Genomic DNA, 16,114 nt, shown 5'->3' on the forward strand with positions numbered 1-16,114 from the left:
ACGTCGGCGCTGTTGGACGAGCAGGCCTGCGACGACGACGCGACTTCCGATCAGGAGGTCGCGTCGCCGTTTGTGCGGACGTGGCGTCGTGTCACCGAGTACGTGACCACGGGTGATGCGCGTAGACACCTTCCGTACGCCGCGGTCGCTGCGGTCGTGATCGTCGCGTCGGCCGGGGGAGCGATCGCGATGGGAAACAAATCGGGCAGCGACGGGTTGGGCGCCGCCGGGACCTCTTCTGGGACGCAGAATTTCGGCGATCTCTCGCAGCTGCTGCACGGCAGCATGACGAGCACCGTCGCGCTCGAGTCGAGCACGACCAGCGTCGTCGCCGAAACACCCACTGAAGCACCGCCTCCCGCCGCGGACCCGAACGCGTCGGTCGATGGCGCCGGGCCGATCGCCCCGGAAACCGTGACAGTGACGGAGACGGCCTCGGCCGAGCCCATCACCAGCGCCACGGACACCACGGAAACCAGCACGGTGACCGAGACCAGCACGACCACGGTCACGGCCACCTCCAGCCCGTGGGCGTTCCCCAGTTTCTCGATCACCGGCGGCATTTCGATACAGCCCGACCCGGATCCGTGGAGCAGGCCGTCCACCGTCACCGTCGTCGTCCCGAGCTGGACGACGACACCGCGACCGTCCACGGTGACCGTGACCGTGATCGTCCCCGCGACCACCACCACGACCGCACCGAAACCGAGCACGAGCACGGTGACCGTGACCGTCCCCGCGACCACGACGACACCGTCACCGGCGAAGTCGTCCAGCCCGGCGCCGACCAGCTGTGCCACCGCATCCGTGGCCAAGACGCCAACGGGGACACCGACAGTCGCGCACGTGCCGACGACGACTCGGTCGCGCACGACAACCCCGACGTCGACGACAACCCCGACCTCGACATCGACGAAGCCGACCGCCACTCACGCATGCAAGTAGACGGTGTGTCCGAGAACTGCCGTCTCGATCCCGGTCCGCGAAGTACACCGCGACTCAACCACTTACACCAAATGTGAAGTCCGGACGAGGAAACTCGCATATTCGATGCAGATCTCGGCCGAGATATCGAACATTCGGCCGACTTTCGCGCGACAGGCCGCTCATGTGTGTCACGGTTCAGTAAATGTGCCGCCATGGTTGAACATTCATGCTTAGGTGCATGCGAGGAGCGGGACAGTGACCCTGCGGGTGTCATGCGAGAGGACGAACAATGTCAGGTTCGGAGTCAGCGGAGTTCGACACATCCAAGCCGAGTATTGCGCGCGTCTACGACGCGTTACTAGGCGGAAAAGATAATTTCCCTGCCGATCATGCGGTCGTCGAGCACCTCGCCGAGACGGTGCCCGAGGTCGCGGAGGTGGCCAAGGTGAACCGGGCGATGCTCGGTAGAGGCGTGCGCTATTTGGCAGGCGTAGCGGGCATTAAACAATTCCTTGATCTCGGCGCCGGATTGCCGACCATGGAGAACACCCATCAGGTGGCGGGGGCGCTGCAGCCGGAGGCGCGCGTCGTCTATGTCGACATCGATCCGATCGCGTTGGCACACGGTCGAACTCTGGTGGCCGACGAGGAGCGGACGACGGTCGTCGCGGCGGACATGCGCGCGCCCGCGGCGGTGCTGGCCGACCCGGATGTCCAGCAGACGATAGATTTCGCGGAACCGGTGGCGGTGCTGCTCGTCGGCATCCTGCATCACCTGCACGACGACGAAGACCCGGCAGGCATTGTCGACCAGTATATCGCCGCCGTGCCCGCGGGCAGCTACGTGTTCATCACCCACTTCTGCGACTCCGGCCCGGAGGCGCGCGAGTTGGAGAAGTCGTTCCTGCAATTCCTCGGCACCGGCCGCTTCCGCACGGAGGAAGAGATTCTCGGGTTGTTCCGCGGCCTCGATCTGGTCGAGCCCGGCCTGGTCTACCTGCCCGAATGGCATCCCGACGGCGAGGTGTCGAGTCCGTTGAGCATCGGCCAGCGGTTGATGGTTGGCGGTATCGCCCGCAAGGTCTGAACCACGCCGGGGCACATCCGGATCACCCGGTACCCAGTGCGGAATGAACTGGGCGACGGGTGATCCGGATTAGTGCACGGTGCTCCCCTGAGCGGCTCGTGACCGGTTGGCCGCCGCGGTCAGCGGATGGCGGCGACCAAAGCGTCGGTCACCGAGCGCCACGCGATGCCCGCCTCCAGGAAGCCGGCCTCGCGCAGCTGCGCGATGTGCCACCCCGCCGGATGCTCCTCACCCCTGACGTGGGTGCTCATGATCTCGCGGCTGGCCGCGACCTCGGCCGCGAGCTGCGGGTCGGCGGCGGCCGCGACCCACCAGTCTTCCCAGTCCATGCTGCCCGCACGGGTTACCCGCTGCTGGTGCGCCTGCTGCACGGTCTCGTCGATGGCGTTGAGCAGCGGCGTTCCCGGCTCCGGCATGTGATCGGCGTTGAGGAAGATGCCACCGGGGCGCAACAGTTTGCCGAGGTCGCCATAGAGGCGCGCGAGCGGTTCGGCCTTCAGCCAGTGCAGTGCGGTCGCGGTGACGATCGCGTCGAAGGGTTCGTCGGGCAGGCCGGACATCCAGTCGGGCGATTTGATGTCGGCGGTCACGAACGTCATCCGCGAGTCGCCCTCGAACGAACCGCGGGCGATCGCGAGCAGCGCCGGATCCCGATCGACCCCGACCGACCTCGCCTCGGGCAGCCGCGCGAACAGCCGGTGACTGATGGTCGCGGTGCCGCAGGCCAGGTCGAGCACCCGGGGCGCGTGGCCGCCGACCGCCTCGACCAGCTCGATCATCACCCGGAACCGTTCCTCGCGGTCGGGCATGTAGAACTCCTGCTGCCGGTCCCAACTGTCCTGCCACTGCTCCCAGTTCACGACGCCTCCACATAAGTAGGAATTGCTATTCGGTGCTGTCGCATAGTTCGACACCCGACGTGAGCGTGTGGTTTCACCGTCCGGGCGCGGCGCATAAATCCTCGGTAAACGAACAGCCGGGGGAACAATACCTGTCGAATGCCGACAGTTGTGTGTGCTCCGAGCGCGTCGCATGTCGGCAGCCGAATGCGTAGCGTTTTCGGGTCGAACTCCGCAACGGCACAGTATTCTGCCAACAGCTTGTTGCTCAACGCTCCTACCTGGCACGATCCCCGCTTCTGGCACCGAGGTGCGGCTGAGGAGGTCTGGTGAGCTATTCGGATGGTCGGCGGCTGGCAACGCTCGGTGCATTGATTTCGGTGGTGCAGCTGACGCAAGTCGCGATGTCGACGACCAATTACGCGGTAATGGGGACACTCGGTGTGCGCCACATCGCCGCAGGCGGCCTTGTGTTGCTGTTGTTCAACCAGATTCGCAGCATCTGCGTCGGCGTGATCACGGGCACCGAGAATCTCGTCGCGATCGCGGTGAGCAGCGCCGAAAAACGCAAGGTGGCACCGGATTCCGACGTCAGGGCGGTGCTGCGGTCGAGCTTCGCGATCGCCACGGTGTCCGGCGTGCTCGGCGGGCTACTGCTGATCGGGTTCGGTTGGTCGCTGCAATGGCTCGGCCAGGACGCGGCGGTGCTCGACGCGGCGCGACCGATGATCGTGGCCTTGGCGCCTGCGCTGCTGCCGTACTTGTGGTTTCAGGTGCTGCGCCTGTACACCATCGGCATGCAACGCGCCCAAGTCGCGTCGATGGTCTCCCTCGGCGCCGCGCTGCTGAACCTGGTGCTCGTGCCGTGCCTGGTCTATGGCGTCGGCCCGCTACCGGCGTTGCGACTCACCGGCATCGGTGCCGCGACATCGTTGGTCTTCCTGCTCACTGCCGGGGTTTTCTGGCTGCTCGTGCGCCGCGATCCGGCATTGAATGTGGCGCTGTCGGTGCGGATCTGGCCGGTGCGCTGGCCGGACGTGCGTGGCCAACTACGACTGGGCGCCCCGATCGCACTGACCTTCGGCTCCGAGGCGGGCATCTTCTCGGTGCTCGGTCTGGTGATCGGCACGTTCGGGGCGGCAACGCTGGCCGCGCACAACGTCGTCAGTCAGGTCGTCTACGTCGTGCTGCAGGCGGCGGTCGGACTGTCGCACGGTGCCTCGATCCTGTTGAGCCGAGCGGTTTTCGGTGGGGCGTACCGGCAGGCGCACGCCTTGACCTGGCTGGCGGTGCGGCAGGCCGCGGTGATTCCGGCGCTGGCTGGGCTGCTGTACCTGCTCGCCCCCGATGTGGTGCTTCGCTGGTTTCTCGACGGTGCGGAGTCGGCGGCGACACTGCAGATCGCGTCCACGTTTCTCTGCGTCGCGGTCGTACTCCAATTCTTCGACGCGGCACAGACTCTCGGGGTCGGCCTGCTGCGCGGTCTGACGAAGACCGGCGTCGGCTTTCGCGCATCGTTGCTCGGCAACTGGGTGGTCGGCCTTCCGGTCGCGCTGTTGCTCACCTTCCCCCTCGGCCTCGGCGCGATCGGCGTCTGGTTGGGCCTGACTGCGGGCCTCGCCACTGCCGCGATCCTCATGGTGCATGGCACGCTCGCCCGGCTTCGCGGATATCTCGATGCCGACCGGATGCCGCAGCGGGTTGCCCTCCGCGTCTCGGAAACCCGCTGACCTGCGTCAGGACGGATTCTCGTGCGGCATCTCGGAGCAAACTCGAGAGTTCCGCCCCCACCATAATGAAACGCGTTCTAGTTTAGGGGTTCGTGGTCGGACCGGAAGGGACGGGGAATGTGATGGCGCAGGTTCTGGAGCGCATCGAGCAGTACGCGGACGAGATCAGCGCGGCAGGCGTCGAGGGCGACAAGTTGATGCGACTGCCCGACACCGTGGCCCAGCGGTTGCGGGAGTCCGGCGCCATCCGGATGCTGCAGCCGAAGCAGTACGGCGGTCTCGAAGTACACCCGCGCGAGTTCGCCGAAACCACCATGGCGATCGGCGCGATGGACGGCGCCGCCGGGTGGGTGACCGGCATCGTCGGTGTACATCCCTGGGAGCTCGCGTTTTTCGATCCTGCGGCCCAAGACGAGGTGTGGGGTGCCGACCCCGACACGTGGATGGCCTCGCCGTACGCGCCGATGGGTATCGCGACTCCGGTCGACGGCGGATACCAGCTCAGCGGCCGCTGGTCGTTCTCGTCCGGCACCGACCACTGTCAGTGGGTGATGATCGGCGCCGCCGTCGGCGACAAGCACGGCAAGCGACTGCTGCCGCCGCAAATGCTGCATGTGCTGCTGCCACGCAGCGACTACGACATCGACCAGGACAGTTGGGATGTCGTCGGCCTGCGCGGCACCGGAAGCAAAGACCTGATCGTCAAGGGGGCGTTCGTTCCCACCCACCGGACCATCGATGCGTCGAAAGTCTTCGAGGGCACCGCGCCGAAGGAGGCGGGTCGCACCGAGACGCTGTACCGGTTTCCGTTCTCCTGCATCTTCCCGCTCGGCATCACCTCGTCGCTGATCGGCATCGCCGAGGGCGCCTTGGCCTGCCACCTCGCCGCACAGAAATCGCGAATCACGGTGGCGGGCACAGCGATCAAGGACGACCCGTACGTGCTGTTCGCGATCGGCGAGGCCGCCGCCGAGATCGCGGCATCGAGGGCCGCGATCCTCGAAACGGTGGACCGGTTCTGGGACATGAGCGAGAAGGGACAGGACATCACCTTCGAGTTGCGCGCCATCGGTCGACGCACGCAGACCGCCGCCGCGTGGCGGGTGGTTCGAGCCGTCGACGAGATCTTCGCCCGTTCGGGCGGCGGTGCCTTGCAGATGAAGACGCCGCTGCAACGATTCTGGCGCGACGCGCACGCCGGACTGGCCCACGCGATCCACGTGCCAGGCTCGATCTTCCATGCTTCGGCGCTGACCCAGCTCGGCGGTGAACCGCAGGGGATCTACCGCTCGATGATCTGAGCGCCGGCAGCGCACAGCTGGTCATGGCGCGCAGAGGGCGCTGTCGACGATTGCCGTGATGTGCTGTGTGGGCTCGGCGGTTTCGGGGACCTCGTTGACGCTGATCGTGATTGCGTGGCCGTCGGTGGTGACGCCGCCTCTGGTCTCGAAGCCGTCGATGTCGCCGCCGTGGCCCCAAGCGTCCTTGTCGCAGGAGAGTCGGCGGAGCATCAGGCCGAGCCCGTAACTGGTGGTCGACCCCGGAATCGGCAGGGGGACAGTCGTTTTCATCTCGGCCAGCTGGGCAGCGGGGAGCAGTTCACCGTTCAGGAGGGCGGTGAAGAAGTGATTGAGGTCGGCGCCGGTGGAGACGAGTGCGCCCGCCGCGCCTGCCGATGTCACGTTCTGCTCCGTGTAGTCGATCCGGGTGCCGTCGGTCGTGCGGTAGCCGCGGGGATGAGGGCCGCGGATCCCGGTTTCATCAGGGTCGGGGTAATAGGTGTCGCGCAGGCCGAGTGGCTCGATGATGCGGTGGGTGAGCTGCGCGGAAAGGGTGTCCCCGGTGATCTTCTCGATCACCATGCCCGCGATGGCGTAGTTGGTGTTGGAGTACGCCCATTGCGTCCCTGGTTCGAAATCAGCGGGTGCGGTGAGCGCGTCGCGCACGACTTCGGCGATGTCCACCTTGCCCCATCGCACGCGCTCGGTGTTCATGTCGAGCTGTCCCGGCTTGGGGGTCACGCCGAACTCTGCCGCGTACTCCGGCAGTCCGCTGGTGTGCTGCAACAGGTTTCGGATCGTGATCCGATGTCCGTCGATGCCGGGACCTTGTACGACGCCAGGGAGGTACTGCGCCACCGGCGCATCGAGGGCGACCTTGCCCTCGGCGACCAACTGCAACATGACGGTCGCCACGAAAGGCTTTGTGTTGCTGCCGATTCGTACACGGGCGTTGTCCTGGAAGGGAGTGCCGTGCGCGAGGTCGCCCGCGCCCGCAGCAGCGGTCCAGACCTTACCGTGCTCGGTGAGCACGACTTGAGCGCCGGGCAGGCGGTCTTCCGAGATCAGCTTGCCGAGGGCGTCGACGATCGCCGCCCGTCCTGGGTCGGCAGGAACCTGCCCGACCTGCTCGGTTCCTGGGGAACTGCACGATGCCATGACGGTTACCACCGCGCAGGCCGTCAGTGCGGTGGCCAACGGTCGACGACTTACCTTGATGCGCAAAACTCTTCCCTTCGTGGCGGACATTGTCACGCTACGAAGAAGCTGTGCGTCTCTCCCAGGTAGTGACCACCCTTCTTGGTGGTGGTGCTGGCCCCACCCCTGAGCTCACTCCGTTTGTCGTCGCAGCTGCGCCGCCAGCCACAACACGACCCCGTATCCGAACGCCACGTCCGCGTTCGAGACCAGCGCGGCGGCCGGAAAGACGATGGCGTGCCGCAATCCCGCGTCGGACAGTTCGCGCAGGTGCGCCAGAATCTCGCGCGGCGTGCCGATCGTGAGCCACTCGTGCAGCACCTCGTCGGTGACCTCCGCGATCGCCTCGTACACCTCGGCTTTGGAAAGCCGATGCGGCATCAGATCGATCAGCCCTCGGAAGTCCTCGCCGAAAGGATGTTTCGCACCGCAGCGCGCCCACACCGCGTTCGGCGCCATCAAGCCGAGATAACGGACCGCGGGGGCGCGCAGCAGTCGCCGGATACCCGAATGGCTACGCGCGGTGAGCATTTGGATCATCTGCGCAGGCACGATCGCGTCGGGATCACGGCCTGCAGCGCGCGCAGCCGCATGGACCACGTGCAGTCGTCGTTCGTACTCCTGCGGCGACACCGTCTCCCACGGATACCAGCCGTCGGCATAGCGCCCCGTCAGCTCGAGCATCCTCGGCCCGTGCGCGCCGATCCAGATCTGCGGCATCCGATCCGGCGGAACCGTCAAATCCATTACTGCCCGGTCGATTCGGTAATACTTCCCGGCGAAGTCCAGCGACTCCGGCGCGGTCAGCGCCGCGCGAAGCACCTGCAGCGCCTCCTCGAAACGATCGACCGGCCGATTCCAGGTGAACCCGTACGGCTCCAGGTTCTCTCGCTCACCGGATCCGATCCCGAGGATCGGCGGCACCTTCGTCATCTGCGCCAGCGTCAGAAAGGTCTGCGCCAACAGCACCGGGTGCCTGCGATGCGGATCGGTCGCTCCGACGCCTATCTGCACTCGCCCAGCCCCGGCCGCCACATGACCGAGCAGCGGCGCGAAATCGAGCTGCTCGTCCGGGCTGCGCACCACCTTCGCCTGCGGTGTGAAGTCGGTGTCCCAGATGGACTTCGGAAACACGCTGATCAAATGATCCGGCGTCAGCACCGAATCCAGCCGTCCGAGCCGAGCCATCCGCACCAAGAACCGCGTGCCGCCGACCGGCGGATTCCCACCGGCAAGCGTGCCAACCGCAAACGGTCGCCCATTAGTCGAGTCCGCCACAGTGGTCTCCTTTCGACCGCCTGCCCCGCTCCAGGCGCCCACCGATTATCCCGTCGCGCTGCGCCCGCGTCCGGTGATTCCGCCGCGGAGATCACGCTGCGCCGGATCGAGCACGATGTCGTCCGAGTGACCGCTCCACCTTCTGAGTCGGTGCTATCGCGCTACGTGCGGAAGGATTTGGTGACCAGACGGCGGGCGACGCGGGCCGCCATCAGCGTGGAAATGCCTGCGGGGTCCTGTGGGTCGTAGCCGGTGAAGTCGGCGATGCGGGAGAGTCGGTAGGTCACCGTGTTGCGATGGATATAGAGGGCGCGGGCGGTGGCGTTGTGGTTGAACTGGTTGGCCACGTACTGGTCGAGGGTGCCGACCAGGAGCGGGTGGTCGTCGAGCGGATCGAGGATCGCGGCGAGGTTGGGCAGTGCGGCGCCCGTCGTCGCTATCGCGTACTCGAACATCATGTCCTGGCGGCGGCAGACGACGGCGGAAAAGTCAAGGCAGCGTGCGGTTTCCGCGACGATCTGGGCCTCGGCGTACGCGCTCGGAATGTCGGCGTGCGCGGCCGCGGTGGCGACGCCGATCCAGAACTGCGGATGGGATCCGTTGTCGCGCAGGTCGAGTCGGGTGACCAGTGCCCCGACCGGGTCGGCATGGTCGTTCGGGCCGAGCGGCACCAGCGCGGTCCAGCCGCCGCGATCGCGGTGCAGGAAGGCGCCGGGCACCTTGCCGATGCGAGAGCGCAGACCGGTCAGCGTGCCCGGCGCCGACTCGCCGAGGCGGATGACCGCGACGAGGAAGGCCTCCGCCAAAGTCACCTCGTGGTCGCGGGTCCATTCGCTCGGGTCCCGCCCGGCGAGCAGTGCGGCGGCGATCTCGTTCTGCTCCAACAGATCCCACCGAGGTTGCCGCGCATCATCGACCAGCGCGATCGCGATGCGTGACATGACCAGGCTCGAATAGTTGGTGAGCAGCAAGCCGAGCTGCGGGATGAGTGGGTGATCGCCCGCGTCGATCGCGGGCATCAGCTGCGACCAGAAGAAGCCGATGCCGACGCGATAGTTGGTCAGCACCTCGGCGAGCGGCATGCCGTCCCTGACCAGCTTCATGGCCCGCTCGATCAGCGGAAGGGTGTCGTGCTCGGAGGGTTCGACGTTGTCGACGGCGTAGCGGAAGAACAGTTCGAGGTTCAACCGCGCGCTCGGCACGAAATCGGCGACGAACAGCGACGCTGGCAATGCGTCGTACGGCGGCACATCCACGCGAACCTGGTCGGTCAGCGCGATTGCGCGCGCCCGGATGGCGGCGATCATCGCAGGCCATCGGTCCGGTCCACTGTTCAGTTCGCCGGTCAGGGGGATGTGCGTCATCGGACTCCCGCCTCTCGGCACAAACTCCTGCGGAGGATACGCGGTCCTTCCGCCCGGCGGCACCCCCGCGTGCCGCCGGGCGAAGCATCAGCTACCGGGGAACCCTGGCGGCAGCGGTTGGAAGTCCGCCTTGAACTTCGGGCCGGGTGGCAGCCCGCGCAGCACCGCGCTGGTCCAGGCGACCGCGGGCGGCCAACCGGTCACCGCGTTGGTGATGTGCTCGGGCACCGGCACGGTGTAGAAGCGCAGATCCGCGCCGCGCTCCCAGTACGAGTTCACCGTCGGCAACACCACCGAGGGCGGGATCAGCTCGTCCCACATGCCGTGCCACCACAGCACCGGGGTGTCCGGGATGTGCTGGCCGAGGCTGTTGTCCTGCAACACCTTCAGGATCTCCGGCGAGGTCTCCAGCGACCGGCCCGGCTGGTAGTAGTCGCTGAGCGGCCGGTAGACGCCCGACAGCGCGATGGTCGCATAGCAGCGGCTCTGGAAATCCCGGAGCAATCGCTGCCCCTCGTCGTTCAGCAGATTCTCCGGCCGGAACACGTCCGGATACTCGCGCGCGAGGCTGGCCAGGCCGAGCCACATCGTGAAGTTACTGGTGCCGGTCAAGCCGGGCTGCTCGCGGGTCGCGTACGCGGCAACGCCGACCAGGTTGCCCGGCGTGCCGCCGATGGAGGTGGCGAGGATCCGCACATCGGGGGCGTAGGTCGCGCGCAACTCGGCGGCGCGAATGGATCCCGATCCGCCGCCGGAATACCCGTAGAGCGCGATACCCGAATCGGTGAGACCGAGTCCGGCGTCGTTCTTCATGGCGCGCAAGCTGTCCAGCACCATTTTGCCTTCGGCATAGGTGTTGAACGTGTTGAATTTGCCGTCGAAGTCGGGCACGTTGATCGCGAAACCCTGAGTCAGCCAGTACACCGCGAGCGCGGCTTCCTTCATGGTTCCGGTCTGCAGCGTGTACGACGGATTGCACGCCGAGTCGGTGGAGTCGATCGCCTCCTGGAACGACAGCACCGGCCGCGGGCTGCCTGACCACGGAATACCCGGCACGATGACCGTCGTCGCGGTGACGATCGGGTTGTCGTGCACATCGTTCGACCGGAACAACAACTGTTTGGTGTACACCGGGAACGGGATGCCGAGCAGCCGAGTCTGCACCTCACGAGAGCGCACGATCTGGCCGGGCTGATACGAATCCAGGTTCTCCGGATCGTTGTACCAGGGATCCTCGCGCGGCGTCGGAATCGGCAGCAGGTCGTACAGCTGCGGTTCGGTCGGCAACTGCGGCAACTGATTTCGGTCCGGTGGGAAGGTCGGATAAGGGGGATCGGCCGCAGCCACCCCCGCGCCGCCCACCGCCACCAACGCCGACATCGTCAGTACGACGAGTCGACGCAGTCGAGACTTGCCCACGTGATCCTCCATCAGCATCGTTGCTCTATCGCCCAGGTCACACCGGCAAGGCGACAGGATCATGCTCACAGTCCGGGGCAGCAATGCGCTATCGACATAGTGCTGATAGCTCAGACAGAGACTTAGTGCATGTGCACTGTTGTGCAGGTGCGCGGTGCTCTTCTACTCGGTAATCGACGGCGAACCCCACCGTCAGGCAGTCGCATCTGCACAGATCGGTGGGGTTGTGGCGCTCGAACAGGCCGGTCCGGATCAGACAGGGACGCCGCCGTAGGTCCTGCGGTACTTGGCCTCGAGGAACGACAGCGCGCCGAACGCCATCAGGCCGAGGGAGATCAGGATGAGCAGCCACGGGCCGAACGCCATGCCCGCGAAATCGCGCAGCACCGCATCGATGCCCTTGGCCTCGGCGGGGTCGTAGTTCATGGCCGCGACCACGGCGGCGATGCCGACGCCGATGACGATCGCGCCGCGCGCGAGATAGCCGATCCGGCCGAGCCAGACCGCGGCCCGGCGCGCGCCGTAGGTCATCCAGCCCATGCGGAGGTCGTCGACGAAGCTGAGCCCGAGGCCACGGATCGTCTGCCAGATCCCGAAGGCGACGATGGCGAGACCGATCAACAGGACGACCACCTGACCGCCGTCCCAGCTCAGGATGCGCGCACTCAGATCACGCGCGATCGCGTCGCTCGGCTTCGGTGTCCGACCGTGCACCACGAACCGGAACGTGCCCAAAAAGGCCAGGGCATAGACGATTCCGGACACCACGGCATAGGCGCGCTGCCCGCCGGAGTACGTCCGCCGCGCGCCGGCGACCTGCGCGATCCGCCACACAACCAGCGCGGCGAACCCGAACACCAGAATCCACAGCAGCAGATACCCGAGCGGCTTGCTCGCGATCGCCGCAAGCACACCGCCCCCGTCCGGTTCGTGCTCGGCCGTTCCGATTGCCAGCATGAATCCGAGGATGCCGAGCACCAGGTAGGCGATGCCGCGTGCGATGAACCCGAAGCGCGCAACCGCTTCCAGCCCACCCGAACTCGTGGATCTGCGGTCGTAGTCATCGTCGCGGCGGCCCCAACCCCGGTGTCCACCGGATCGTCCCCATCCGCCGGACCGTCCCCACCCGCGCCGCGCGGTGCCGACTCGATCATGTCGCCGATATCTGTTCGTACTACGGAAAATGCTCATGATTCCTCGTTCCTTCACCGCCCGTAATGCCCACTCGGTGGCGATTCACACGGTGCGGGTGGTTCGCAGCGTCCGCGCTGGGTAATTCCTCCGCACCACAAGGAGGTTCACCATGATGGCAATAGCTGCCGCAGTCTCTTTCGCCCTCGCGCTGATACTCGATCTGACGGACGAGACCGTCGGCGACACCATCACCGCAGGCACCCTGACCACGCTCGGCCTGCTGCTGATCGCGCTGCACCTGGCAGGCGTCGGTACCGGGACTCGCTCGTTGAAGTGGCGCCGCACCCGAAGGTGACCGGATCTGTCCCCATGCGGCACAATCGCTCAGCCGAAGCCAGCAGCTGCGGAAACCAGGATGCGCGAACGTGGATGGGGTTTCATGATCGACGTGATCATCACCGGCGGCGGGCCGACCGGTGTGCTGCTTGCCAGCGAGTTACGACTGCACGGCGTGCACGTGGTCGTGCTGGAACAGGCGCCGGAGCCGACCGTGCAGGCACGAGCGCTCGGCCTGCATGTGCGCAGCATCGAGGTGATGGACCAGCGCGGTCTGCTGGAGCGCTTCCTCGAGTTCGGCACGAAGTACCCGCTCGGCGGGTTCTTCGCGGGCATCAAGACGCCGACGCCGGAGCGACTGGACACCGCGCATCCGTGGATTCTCGGTATCCCGCAGCACATTACCGAGCGTCTGCTGACCGAGCGTGCCATCGAACTCGGCACCGAGATCCGGCGCGGCGTCGAGCTGGTCGGGTTGAGCCAGGACGACACCGGCGTGACCGCCGAGCTGGCCGACGGCACCCGGTTGTCGGCGCGCTACCTCGTCGGCTGCGACGGCGGCCGCAGCACCGTGCGCAAGCTGCTCGACATCGGCTTCCCCGGTGAGCCTGCCACGGTCGAGTGGCTCCTCGGCCATGTGGAGGTGACCGCGTCTGCGGCGGAGATGGCCGCCGTGGCCGCCGACGTGGGCACCACCCTGTTGCGGTTCGGACCCGTGCCCTACGAGCAGGATGTGTACGGCTTCGTCATGCGCACCGAGGACGTGGCCGAAGATCGCACGGTCCCAACGACATTCGCGGAATTCACGCAGCGACTGCGCGAGATCGCAGGCACCGACTTCGGTGCGCACGCACCGCGCCGGATCGCCCGCTTCGGCGACGCCACTCGGCAGGCCGAGCGCTACCGACGCGGCCGCGCGCTGCTGGCGGGCGATGCGGCGCACATCCATCCGCCGCTGGGTGGGCAGGGCCTCAACCTCGGCATCCAGGACGCGTTCAACCTCGGCTGGAAACTGGCAGCCGTGATCAACGGGTCGGCGCCTGCGGATCTGCTGGACAGCTATCAGGCCGAACGGCATCCGGTGGCCGCCGACGTGCTGAACACCACGCGCGCGCAGTCCCTGCTGATAACTCCCGAGCCGGGGCCCCAGGCGGTGCGTCGGCTGGTAGCGGAGCTGATGGACTTCGATGTGGTGAACCGGCACCTCATCGAGAAGCTCACCGGTATCGGCATCCGTTACGACTTCGGCGCCGGGCACGAACTACTCGGCAGGCGGCTGCGTGACATGCCGCTCCGGCGCGGACGCCTCTACGAACTGATGCACGGAGGTCGTGGACTGCTCCTCGATCAGACCGGCCTGCTTTCGGTGGCGGGATGGGCGGATCGCGTCGACCACGTTGTCGACACCAGCGAGGAACTCGAGGTGCCCGCGATCCTGCTGCGGCCGGACGGCTACGTGGCGTGGGTCGACGATGATCAGCAGGACCTGATCACGGTGCTGCCCAAGTGGTTCGGCGCCGCAGGCTGAGCACTACTGGGTCGGTGTGGCTCCGAATCCTGCACCGATACAACACGATCAGCCTTCCCCTCGCCCGTGACGGCGGCGCTGCACGCGGGCGATGGTCCAATCCACGAACCGTGCGACCAGTCTCGGTGCGAACCCGGCGAACCAGCTCAACAGGCGGGCGTTCCAGGACGGTATGACCGAGGCGTCGCCACGTGCCGCACCGACCAAGAGGGCATGCGCGACCTGTTCGGCAGTGATCGGCGTCGACCCACTCAACGCTTGCAGCTCAGGCGGTTTCGTCGCCGACTCGGCCGCGAGCTGTGGTGTGTCGACGTCCGGCGGAAGCACCACCGTCACGGTGATGCCGTGCGGCTTCAGCTCTTGGCGCAGCACTTCGCACAGCGCGCGCACCGCGAATTTGCTTGGACTGTAAGCGCCGTAGCCGAAGCACGGCAGCACCGCCGCCATCGACGAAATGACCGTGATGCTCGCCCGTTCGCCGTCGCGCAGATCAGGCAGCGCAGCCCGGATGACGTGCAGCGCGCCGAAGTAATTGACGGCCATATGCCTGGTGAAGTCGGCATCGGTCAGCGACTCGAAGTAGTTCGGCTTCGCGATGCCCGCACAGGCGATCACCGCGTCGATCCGGCCGTTGGCCACCCGCGCCCGATCGAGCGCCGCAGCCACCTCCTGCTGATTGCTCACATCGGCGGCGACCACGGTCAACACGTCCGACGACGCCTGTGCACCAGCCGAAAGTCGTTCCAGCGCAGCGTCGGCGAGCGCAACAACACTGACCCGAGCCCCCGCAGCCAGCGCCAACTCCGTCACCGCCAACCCGATCCCACTACTACCTCCGGTGACCACCACGTGCCGCCCCGCCCAATACCGCGTCGCCGCAGCAGGCAGCACAAGCGGACGTTCGTCAGCGGACATGCCAATTGTCAAGGTGCTCATAACATTCCCTCCTCGCCCGGTCATACCGAGCTACTCGTCAACTGGCCGAGCGTCACCAAGGTAAGAATCAGTTGCAGAAATACAGGCATGTCGTTCCTCTCAATCCGTGCGTAGACCCCATCCTGTCCGCCCATCCGCAAAGCAACGCCAACCCAAAAGCAAGAACACGTAAGAATCCACCGCCCCGACCGCGGGGCAGGATCGACGCCATGGTGGAGATCACCCCCTGACCGAACCCGACCGTGCCCACTGGGAAGTGCTTGCCCAGCCTTGTTGACGGGAGAGAAATGGTTGTTGCCCCATCGACGGGAGTGAAATGGTTGATCAACTTCATCGACGGGAGTCAAATGGTTGCAACACACCGCGCGACACGCTCAATTTGACTCCCGTCGATTTTCTTTCAAGATCTTTGGACCGGACCACAGCCAAGTGACCCGGCTGGGACGAGAGAACGCGTGACTGACTGCGGAGGTCAGCCGGGTACGGCACACGAAGCAACCACGCTATCCAGTGCAAACCCCGAAACCGTCCCGCTCGCCAGGAAACCGTTCAACCAGCGGATAAACCACCACCCCAAACGCAACCCGCCCCAACCAAGGTCGCACTCGCCAAAGCCGCGTCCCTCCGGGCCGGGTTGGTCTGACACCGCGCCGCTTTGGGCTCGGCGAAGGCAAAACTTCTTCGGCTCCACGGTCTCCTGACGAGTACAGCCGTCTCGGGGTTTGCATCCGATTAGCGTGGTTGCTTCGCCTGCCGTACCCGGCTGACCTCCGCAGTCGATCACGCGTTCTCCTGTCCCAGCCGGGTCACTTGGCTGTGGTCCCGTTTCGAGAGCTTTCGAGATCAAAGACACTGTCCCGCATGCCTTTTGATTTCCTACGCAGCGAATCGCCGACGAATTCGTATGCGGGACGGCAGAAAGTATGCGGCTGCGAGGGTTCGCGATCGGAGACTTCGGATCTCGGCGTTAGGGCGGGGCTGGGCGCGGCTGCCGGTCTCAGGGGCACCGGTGATCCCGGTATGTGGGATCCGGTGGGGTGGTTCAGTGCTGAGTGGGAA

13 protein-coding genes are annotated in these 16,114 nt (G+C 66.2%); 5 read left to right on the forward strand and 8 right to left on the reverse strand.

The genetic code is table 11. The features are described 5' to 3' along the window. Positions 1–50: 50 nt before the first annotated feature. On the reverse strand, positions 51–929 hold the full coding sequence (locus NA11_RS01710; protein ID WP_069159894.1) for a hypothetical protein: 879 nt from the start codon (positions 927–929) through the stop codon (positions 51–53). Between the two features lie 287 nt (positions 930–1,216). On the opposite strand from NA11_RS01710, the gene NA11_RS01715 reads away from it, so the two are divergent. Further along, the gene (locus NA11_RS01715) at positions 1,217–2,014 is read left to right on the forward strand and encodes an SAM-dependent methyltransferase (RefSeq protein ID WP_069159895.1); all 798 of its coding nucleotides are present in this window, start codon (positions 1,217–1,219) and stop codon (positions 2,012–2,014) included. Positions 2,015–2,133: 119 nt separating this feature from the next. Here NA11_RS01715 and NA11_RS01720 read toward each other — a convergent pair whose 3' ends face one another. After that, complete coding sequence (locus NA11_RS01720; protein ID WP_069159896.1) at positions 2,134–2,874, reverse strand: class I SAM-dependent methyltransferase; 741 nt, start codon at positions 2,872–2,874, stop codon at positions 2,134–2,136. 308 nt (positions 2,875–3,182) lie between these two features. Here NA11_RS01720 and NA11_RS01725 point away from each other — a divergent pair, with 308 nt between their 5' ends. Next, entirely contained in the window at positions 3,183–4,583 is a 1,401-nt protein-coding gene (locus NA11_RS01725) for an MATE family efflux transporter (RefSeq protein ID WP_069159897.1), read from the forward strand. Positions 4,584–4,705: 122 nt separating this feature from the next. Continuing rightward, positions 4,706–5,884 (forward strand): acyl-CoA dehydrogenase family protein, encoded by a 1,179-nt coding sequence (locus NA11_RS01730; protein ID WP_069159898.1) that lies wholly within the window; start codon positions 4,706–4,708, stop codon positions 5,882–5,884. 21 nt (positions 5,885–5,905) lie between these two features. On the opposite strand, the gene NA11_RS01735 is transcribed toward NA11_RS01730, so the two are convergent. The 5 genes from NA11_RS01735 to NA11_RS01755 all read right to left on the reverse strand — a co-directional run bounded on the left by NA11_RS01735 (position 5,906) and on the right by NA11_RS01755 (position 12,312). Beyond that, the gene (locus tag NA11_RS01735; RefSeq protein WP_084653935.1) at positions 5,906–7,021 is read right to left on the reverse strand and encodes a serine hydrolase domain-containing protein; all 1,116 of its coding nucleotides are present in this window, start codon (positions 7,019–7,021) and stop codon (positions 5,906–5,908) included. 171 nt (positions 7,022–7,192) lie between these two features. After that, positions 7,193–8,338, reverse strand: a complete 1,146-nt coding sequence (locus NA11_RS01740; protein WP_069159899.1) for an LLM class flavin-dependent oxidoreductase — start codon at positions 8,336–8,338, stop codon at positions 7,193–7,195. A gap of 161 nt (positions 8,339–8,499) precedes the next feature. Beyond that, the gene (locus NA11_RS01745) at positions 8,500–9,702 is read right to left on the reverse strand and encodes a PucR family transcriptional regulator (RefSeq protein ID WP_069159900.1); all 1,203 of its coding nucleotides are present in this window, start codon (positions 9,700–9,702) and stop codon (positions 8,500–8,502) included. Positions 9,703–9,789: 87 nt separating this feature from the next. Beyond that, positions 9,790–11,082 (reverse strand): lipase family protein, encoded by a 1,293-nt coding sequence (locus NA11_RS01750; protein WP_245745659.1) that lies wholly within the window; start codon positions 11,080–11,082, stop codon positions 9,790–9,792. A gap of 291 nt (positions 11,083–11,373) precedes the next feature. Next, positions 11,374–12,312: a DUF1206 domain-containing protein gene (locus NA11_RS01755; protein WP_245745658.1), complete on the reverse strand. Its 939-nt coding sequence runs from the start codon at positions 12,310–12,312 to the stop codon at positions 11,374–11,376. Positions 12,313–12,424: 112 nt separating this feature from the next. Here NA11_RS01755 and NA11_RS01760 point away from each other — a divergent pair, with 112 nt between their 5' ends. Both NA11_RS01760 and rox read left to right on the forward strand, forming a co-directional pair. Continuing rightward, the gene (locus NA11_RS01760; protein ID WP_069159901.1) at positions 12,425–12,610 is read left to right on the forward strand and encodes a hypothetical protein; all 186 of its coding nucleotides are present in this window, start codon (positions 12,425–12,427) and stop codon (positions 12,608–12,610) included. Between the two features lie 84 nt (positions 12,611–12,694). Beyond that, a complete protein-coding gene (gene rox, locus NA11_RS01765; protein WP_069159936.1) occupies positions 12,695–14,119 on the forward strand; it encodes a rifampin monooxygenase in 1,425 nt (474 codons plus the stop codon). Positions 14,120–14,167: 48 nt separating this feature from the next. Here rox and NA11_RS01770 read toward each other — a convergent pair whose 3' ends face one another. Further along, the gene (locus tag NA11_RS01770) at positions 14,168–15,055 is read right to left on the reverse strand and encodes an SDR family oxidoreductase (protein WP_167837531.1); all 888 of its coding nucleotides are present in this window, start codon (positions 15,053–15,055) and stop codon (positions 14,168–14,170) included. Between the last annotated feature and the right edge of the window lie 1,059 nt (positions 15,056–16,114).

It is taken from the genome of Nocardia altamirensis NBRC 108246, assembly GCF_001612685.1.
GTDB classification, from domain to species: Bacteria; Actinomycetota; Actinomycetes; order Mycobacteriales; family Mycobacteriaceae; genus Nocardia; species Nocardia altamirensis.